Genomic DNA, 7,026 nt, shown 5'->3' on the forward strand with positions numbered 1-7,026 from the left:
CGGGCTGCATCTGAGTCTCGGCGGCGGGGCGGAGTGGCGGCGCTGCGGGCCGAGCGGCCCGTCCAGGATCTCGACCTGCGGCTCCACATATCCGGCGCCCAGGGCAGTGACCCGGAGTTCCGCCGTGAGGTCATCGCGTATCTCCAAGCCCTGCTGCAGGACGAGGTGGACAGAACCACCGACGGTACGACGGTGCGGGGCACGTTCGGTGACGCGGAGGTCAGCGTCACGCTGGGCGAAGTGCCCACGCAGACACGGAACATGCACGTACACGGGAGCTCCGCGCAGGTCCCCCTGACGGTCGTGGCATCGCTGCGTCTGTTCACGGACAAGGTGTCGGCCTTCGCCAGGCGCAAGGAGAAAGCGGGGGAGGACCTGGTGGAGAAGCGGCAGCGGGACGCCCGTGACCTGCTGACCCTCTATCCACAGATCACCGCCGAGCGTGGGCTGGCGGAAGTGCTGATCGAGCACGCGAACGACAACCAGCTCATCCATCAGGGTCTGAGCAACGCGGGCCAGTTCAGACAACAGCTCGACCGCTACAAGAATGCGCACCCGGACAGGTTTGACGACCAGCAGTGGACGCGCCTCAGAGAGATCGCGCGCACCCTCGTGGACGTCGCCAGGGAACAGCGCGCATCCAAGGCCGGGCCCACGGCGCAACAGGCAGACGGGGCGGAGGGCCCCTCCGGTACCACCTCCTTGACCGCCCACGCCCACACCGGCACAGAGCCTGGTGCGATGGGCAAGAAGGACCGCAAGGCAGCCAAGCAGGCCAGGCGGCAGCAGAAGCTGGCCGAGCGGCCGCCGGCGGACTGACAGGTCCCGCTCCGCTCCGGTGTGTGCCTGCGCAGCAGCAGGAAACGTTGTTCCCCTCGGACCGGACAGCGATCCGCGGACTGGTGGTAGTTCGCTGTCGCCGCGGTCAGCGGGGTGAGCAAGTGCCCTGCCGACTGCTGGAGTCGGTGACCCCGCGCTCGGCGGTGGTAGTGGCAGCGGCGGGCGTCTGGCCGGGGCGTAAGGGGTGAGGGCACCGACTTGGCTGGGGTATCCCCGCTGGAGGATTTTCGACGCGGCCGGCCGTACCGGGGCGCCGGCGCTGCACCCCGGCCGAAACCGTGCCTTTCTCGAGGAACCGGTGTTGTCGGTGATCAACACGCCGCCAGGATCTCCGAGCTTGTCGGCGCCCTGCTCCTGCCCTGCAGGTCACCGCGTACCTCGTCGGGATTCCAGCAGGCCCGGCTCAGCAGGCGCTGCGCCCGGCAGGACCGCGGCGACCCACGTGCTCGGCCGGCTGCCGGGGGCGGCCCCCGTGGGGACTGTTCCTCCGGCTCGGACGTCGGCATGCGGTGACCGCTCGCCGCGACGGGCCCGCGCCGTGCACCGAGGACGACGAACCGGCCGCACGGCCCGGGTGGTGAGGCGGACGTCAGCGGCTGAGGCCCGCGGCCGACAGCGACGGCGCGCCACCGGCAGGACGCGGCTGCCGCCGGTCACCGGCGCGCACACCCGTGGCCTCCGCACAGTCCGCGAGCAGCCGGTACAACGCGTGGTCCGCCTCCTGCACCGGCAGCCGCGCCAGGGTCCGTACCGCCGTCTCGGCGGTACGACGGGCCGGACCGTGCAGACGGACCCAGCGCGCCACCTTCCCCCGGCCCGGCGCGCGGCAGCGCCGGGCCGCGGCACGCTCGCGCCGCAGGGCCCTCCGCCCGGCCCTGGTGCCGGCCGCCGTCGCCGAGCGGACCGCCCGGCGGCACACGTACTCGATCCGCTCCGTGCTGTACGGGCCGCTCACGGCCCCGGTGGCCGCCAGCGCCGGCGCCAGAACGAGCAGCTCGTTCCGGCCCTCGTCGCTCATGGCGTCGTTGACGAGCCGCCCCAGGACGTTCAGCAGGGGGTGGACGCAGGCGGGGTCGTCACCGAACGGGGCCCCGGCCAGAAGGGACACGTACTCCATCAGGCACACCCCGTCGCCGGGATCCTGGTGCGCGTAGCGGCGCAGTTGCGCCGGCGGTCGCGGGCCGGTCACGGACATCGCCTTCTCACCTCCGGTGGGTTTCGGCGGGAGCCGGTCAGGTCTCCAGGAAGAGGTTCAGCACCCAGTAGCAGACCACGGCCGCCAGCGCGGCGCCGGGCATCGTCAGCACCCATGCGATCCCGATGTTGCGGGCCAGTCCCCAGCGCACCGCGGACAGCCGGCGGGTCGCGCCGGCGCCGAGGATCGCCGAGGTGATGGTGTGGGTCGTGGAGATCGGTGCGTGCCAGATGAACGCCGTCGCGTACAGCACCGAGGCCGCCGCCGTCTCCGCCGCGAACCCCCGCGGCGGGTCGAGGTGCACGATCCGCCGGCCCAGAGTCCGGATGATCCTCCAGCCTCCGGCGTAGGTGCCGGCGGCCAGTGCGGCGGCCACGGCGCCGATCACCCACCACGGCACGTCGAAGGTGTCCTGGTAGCCCGCTGTCACCAGGGCCAGGACGATGACGCCCATGGTCTTCTGGGCGTCCTGCAGCCCGTGGCCCAGTGCCATGGCGGAGGCGGAGAGGGACTGCGCGATACGGAATCCACGGGTGGTCCTGCTGGGCGTGGAGTTCCTGAAGGACCACAGGATGCCGGTGTGGACCAGGTAGCCGAGGGCGGCGCCCAGCAGCGGTGACAGCAGCATCGGCAGGACGACCTTGCTGAGGACCCCGCTCCAGTAGACGCCGCTGACGGCGGCCAGCGCGGCGCCGACCAGGCCGCCGATCAGGGCGTGCGAGGAGGAGGTCGGCAGCCCCAGCCACCAGGTGAGCAAGTTCCAGCAGATGGCGCCGAACAGCGCGGCGAAGACCACGGTGAGCGCACCGGAGCCGGTGGGTGTGGCGATGATGCCCTCACCGACCGTCTTGGCCACTCCCGTGCCCAGCAAGGCGCCGATGAAGTTCATCACCGCGGCCATGGCCAGCGCGGCACGCGGCGTCAGCGCGCGGGTGGACACGGACGTCGCGATGGCGTTCGCGGCGTCGTGGAAACCGTTGGTGAAGTCGAACGCCAAAGCGATAGCCACGACGGCTACCAGGGCGGCCAAACCCGTGTCCATCGATTCGGCTCCGTCCGGAAAGGGGCCGCACTAACGCACCCATCGTAGATTTTCGTCCATGGATGGGAGAAATCTTCCGTTTCCTCGGCGGGGCGCGGGCCGGTCGGCTGGGCTCCAGCGGCTGCTCGCGCGTCCATGCCCGCACGGCGTCCCGGGGGAACCGGAGGGGGAGTGCGGAAGAGGCCGAGTTGTCCGCGGTCGGGTACGCGGTGGTCAGGGCCGGTGGGACGGACAGGCCCGTCGGCCTCACCGCCGCCACCAGCGGGTACGGGTTTGCCGGCAGCCCCGCCGCGGCCGGCGACAGCCCCGGTTCCGGTGGCCGGCAGCGGCCGGCCGCACCTGGCCGGACAGGCGCCGGTTGTGCGCTCCGTGGGCCAGGCCGCCCACCGCACTGCCCGCGGCGAGCGACGCCTCGCCCCAGGAGACGGCGGCGATGCGGCCTTCTTCCCCGGCGAAGGGCACGGTCAGGAGGTTCAGCGAGCCCAGGCGCACCCCACGCCGCAGGACGACACCGGGATGGAACGGCGCAGCCCCGGCCCGCCGCCCAGGGGACCGCTCACGAACCGCCGCAAAGGATGCAAGGATGCCCGCCGGCTCGACCGGCCTGCCCACAGTGACGGGCTCCCCGGGCCGCAGTTCCGCACCCGTGCACCAACACGGCCGCCTTCGCCCCTTCCACGCCGGAGCGGTTCCGGCCGCGCCGCTGGGCGGCCACGTGCAGGTGGGCGCCTTTCCTCGCCGTCGTTCTCCTCCAGGGCGGTCGTCGGTGCGTTGGCGCCGGCCCTTGTGCCGCCGAGGAGGCATGGTGGGGGAGCGGGGCGCGGGGGCTGGGAGTCCTGGCCCGGTGGGCCCGGCCCTGAACGAGCCCGTTGTGGGGACCGTGCTCGCCGAACACCGCACCCCCTGCCGGGCGGGGCAGCGGATCGGTGGCCGACTGGTTTCCCTGCCCCCTGCCCGGTGTCCGCCCGGCAGGGGGGTCGGCACGGCAGCGCTTTCCCCGCCCGTCCGGCCGTCACGGCACGGCCACCGCGCGTGCACGCGTACGGCAGGGCACCGGCCTGGCCGTCGCACCCGCCGGGCAGGTCCTACGCCCGGTGCGTCCGCTGCGCGATCCAGCCCGCGACCGCCCGTACGCCGACGCCGATGGCACGCTCATCCGGGGCGAAGTCGGGATAGTGGGGGTAGCAGGCCGTGATGGGCGCGCCCGGGGCACGGACGCCGAGGAAGGTGTACGTGCCGGGGACGCGGTCGAGATAGAGGGCGAAGTCCTCGCCGTTGAAGGGGAAGGCGGCGTGGAGTTCGGTGACCGCGTCCTGACCGAAGGCGCGGCGCAGATGACGGGCGAGCGTGCGGGCGTCGCCTTCCGGGCAGACCATGGCGGGGAACGGCTCGGCGGGAAAGCTCACCCGGGCCCCCGGGTACGACGTGGCCAGTCGGCTGATGTCCTCGCGTATCTGCACGTACCGCTCCTGCGGCCAGCAGCGGTAGGACACCGTCACCTTGGCCTCCTGTGCTCTGGCCCGGACGGCAACGAACCGGGCCAGGGGCCCCTGGGGGGTCTGGACGTCGGCGACCATCCGCTCCAGGTCCGCGGGTGTCTGCGGCGGTGTCACCGTGGCGAGCGCGCCGATCTCGGCGGCCAGTCGCTGCGCGGCCCCGGACGCGTCCGGCCCCTGGAGGGTGACCTCCGCGCGGTCCTGGCCCGGCAGCCCGTAGCCCGGGGTCACGGCGAACTGCCCCACCGGGAACGGCCCGCAGTGCAGTGCGTGGATCTCCTCGACGCCGGTGCGCTCCAGCACACCGTCCTCGATCAGTGCCCGGGCCCCGGCCAGGGACTCCTCGGCGGGCTGGAAGAGGAACACCACCCTTCCGCTCAGTTGCCGCCGCAGCCGTGCCAGGACCTGCGCGACGCCGAGGGCCACCGTGGTGTGGATGTCGTGCCCGCAGACGTGGGCCGGCGCCGTCCCGCCCCCGACGATGCCCTCGGGCGGCACCGCGTCCATGTCCGCCCGGTACGCCACCGTCCGGCCCGGACGCGAGCCCTGCAGGACGCCGAGGACGCCGTGGCCACCCACCCCCGTGGTGACGGTCAGCCCGGCCGCCCGCAGTTCCCGCGCCACCACCGAGGCGGTGCGCTCCTCCCGGCCCGGCACCTCGGGGTGCTGGTGCAAGTCCCGCCGCAGCTCCACCAGCCCGCGCTCCAGGTGCGCCACCACCGTGTCCACCGCGCTGTGCTCCACCGGCCGCCCCCATCCGCCCGCGACGGCCCTGCCTGCGGTTCCGTACACGATCCCCGCGCCGGCTGCCGCCGTGCCGGTGAGCAGCGTGCGGCGCGTGAGAGCGCGCTTCCCGGGACGATTCACTGTTCCCCCTTGAGTGGGTCCTTCACCTGGTCTTCCGGACCGTCCGACGGGGCAGCCGACCGCCGGGCCCTGTGCGTCCCGGGCCGCCGCCGGCCGGCGGAAGATCCGTGATCACACGATCGCAGTACGCAGATGCCGCCGCCCACCCGGCGAGCCGCCACTCAATGGTGGGGGTAGCCCCCCTTCCGGGCAGGGCCGCCGACCGTCCGCGCAGCCGGGGCGAACGATCGGACCGGCCGAAGTCCGCGGTCATGTCGTCCCCCGAAGGGCCGGTATACCGGATCCCCCTGGTGATCTCCTCGCGCCGCCGGTGCGGTGATCACCGCACCGGCCGCCGACAGTGGTGGTCACGAGGCGAGCAGGACGCGTTTCCGCGAGAGCACGACGCCGACGCGGCCGAACGTCCGGCGTTTGAGCATCCTGATCCGGTTGACGTGGCCTTCGGCGGCTCCCGGGTTCCAGGGCAGGGTGAGGCCGGCGGTGACGGCGTCGCGGTCGCGCCGGTGATCGGGCGGGACGATCTCCTCCCACACCTTCCAGGCGTTGGTGCAGCCCTCGTTCCACCGGTCGTCGAGGCAGGGCTTGCCGTCGTCCAGGTTCAGGCCCGGCGGCGGCTGCGTACCGCTTGGCAGCGCGGCCGGCATGCCACGTGTCACCGGTCCTCGGCCTCGGGGGCACGCGGTGCCCCGGCGGTGGTGCCTTCCGCGAAGAATGGGGTGCGGTCGCGGCGGGCGGCCTCGGCACCGGCCGCCGGGCCGGACCCCGTCCACCGGCAGCGGTTGTCGATGAGTTGGGGAAGCAGTCGGGGGCCGAGGTGACCGGTGAATGTCCGTCAGTTCTGACGGCAGCAGCCGCTTGCCGTGTCCGCCGGTGTCCAGTCGTTGTCAGTGCTTGCTGACAGGACCACCGGCATGACACCGTTGCTTCTCACCGACATCGAACGAGCCGTGCGCAGCAGTTGGAGTGCCGAGACGTGCACGCCTGAGTTCCGGTCGTGCTGGACCCAGGACAACCCGGCCCGGGACCAGTGCGGGGTGACCGCCATGGTGCTCAACGACCTGCTGGGAGGCGAGCTGATCCGGGGGAGGTCCACGTCGACGGAGAGCGTGTGGACTACCACTGGTGGAACCGCCTGGGCATGGGCATCGAGATCGACCTCACCCGCGAGCAGTTCGGGCCGGAGGAGATCGTCACCGGAGGCGTCGTCGTGCCCCGCCCGCCCGTGACCGAGTGGCGCACGCTCCATGAGGAGTACGGACTTCTCCGCGACCGTGTCCTGGAGAAGCTCAACCGGCAGCAGGCAACGGCCTCTGCGGGCACGTCTCGTCAGCCGGCTTGAATCCGTCCGGCCCGAGCCCGGGCCCGGGTGCCGGCGAGCCGGTGGGAGTCGGTGCCGGTCTCGATGGCGGTGCCGTCGAAGGCGAGGCGGCCGACGACGGCCGCGCAGGGGCGGGTCCGTGAAGGCCCTGGTCAAGCCGCCGAAGGACTCGTGGGAGGCGATGGCGATGCTGTCCTTCGCCTTGAGTTCGGTCGGGACCTGGAACAGCAGCTCGGCTCCGTGGCGGTCCGGTTCCACGGAACCGAGT

General features: G+C 72.9%; 5 protein-coding genes and 2 pseudogenes. 2 read left to right on the forward strand and 5 right to left on the reverse strand.

Annotated elements, in window-relative coordinates; all coding sequences use genetic code 11:
* On the forward strand, positions 1-819 hold an 819-nt coding region (locus VE546_RS27150), incomplete at its 5' end, for a hypothetical protein (RefSeq protein ID WP_324926926.1).
* Between the two features lie 610 nt (positions 820-1,429).
* Here the strand turns inward: VE546_RS27150 and VE546_RS27160 are convergent.
* The 4 genes from VE546_RS27160 to VE546_RS27175 all read right to left on the reverse strand — a co-directional run bounded on the left by VE546_RS27160 (position 1,430) and on the right by VE546_RS27175 (position 6,096).
* On the reverse strand, positions 1,430-2,029 hold the full coding sequence (locus tag VE546_RS27160) for a hypothetical protein (RefSeq protein ID WP_324926929.1): 600 nt from the start codon (positions 2,027-2,029) through the stop codon (positions 1,430-1,432).
* A 43-nt stretch (positions 2,030-2,072) separates the two neighbouring features.
* Positions 2,073-3,077 (reverse strand): inorganic phosphate transporter, encoded by a 1,005-nt coding sequence (locus VE546_RS27165; RefSeq protein WP_324926932.1) that lies wholly within the window; start codon positions 3,075-3,077, stop codon positions 2,073-2,075.
* Between the two features lie 1,085 nt (positions 3,078-4,162).
* Positions 4,163-5,317: an amidohydrolase gene (locus VE546_RS27170; RefSeq protein WP_324926935.1), complete on the reverse strand. Its 1,155-nt coding sequence runs from the start codon at positions 5,315-5,317 to the stop codon at positions 4,163-4,165.
* A gap of 470 nt (positions 5,318-5,787) precedes the next feature.
* On the reverse strand, positions 5,788-6,096 hold the full coding sequence (locus VE546_RS27175; RefSeq protein ID WP_324926938.1) for a hypothetical protein: 309 nt from the start codon (positions 6,094-6,096) through the stop codon (positions 5,788-5,790).
* A gap of 255 nt (positions 6,097-6,351) precedes the next feature.
* On the opposite strand from VE546_RS27175, the pseudogene VE546_RS27180 reads away from it, so the two are divergent.
* Positions 6,352-6,779, forward strand: a pseudogene (locus tag VE546_RS27180) (YunG family protein).
* Here the strand turns inward: VE546_RS27180 and VE546_RS27185 are convergent.
* Positions 6,767-7,026 (reverse strand): annotated as a pseudogene (locus tag VE546_RS27185) (ATP-binding protein); the annotation flags it as partial. The pseudogenes VE546_RS27180 and VE546_RS27185 sit on opposite strands and share 13 nt — an antisense overlap.

The organism is Streptomyces sp., from assembly GCF_035644915.1.
GTDB lineage: Bacteria > Actinomycetota > Actinomycetes > Streptomycetales > Streptomycetaceae > Streptomyces.

Coding starts and splice junctions, on each gene's coding strand:
- VE546_RS27165 (WP_324926932.1), bottom strand. CDS start 3,077: ATGGACACGGGTTTGGCCGCCCTGGTAGCCGTCGTGGCTATCGCTTTG.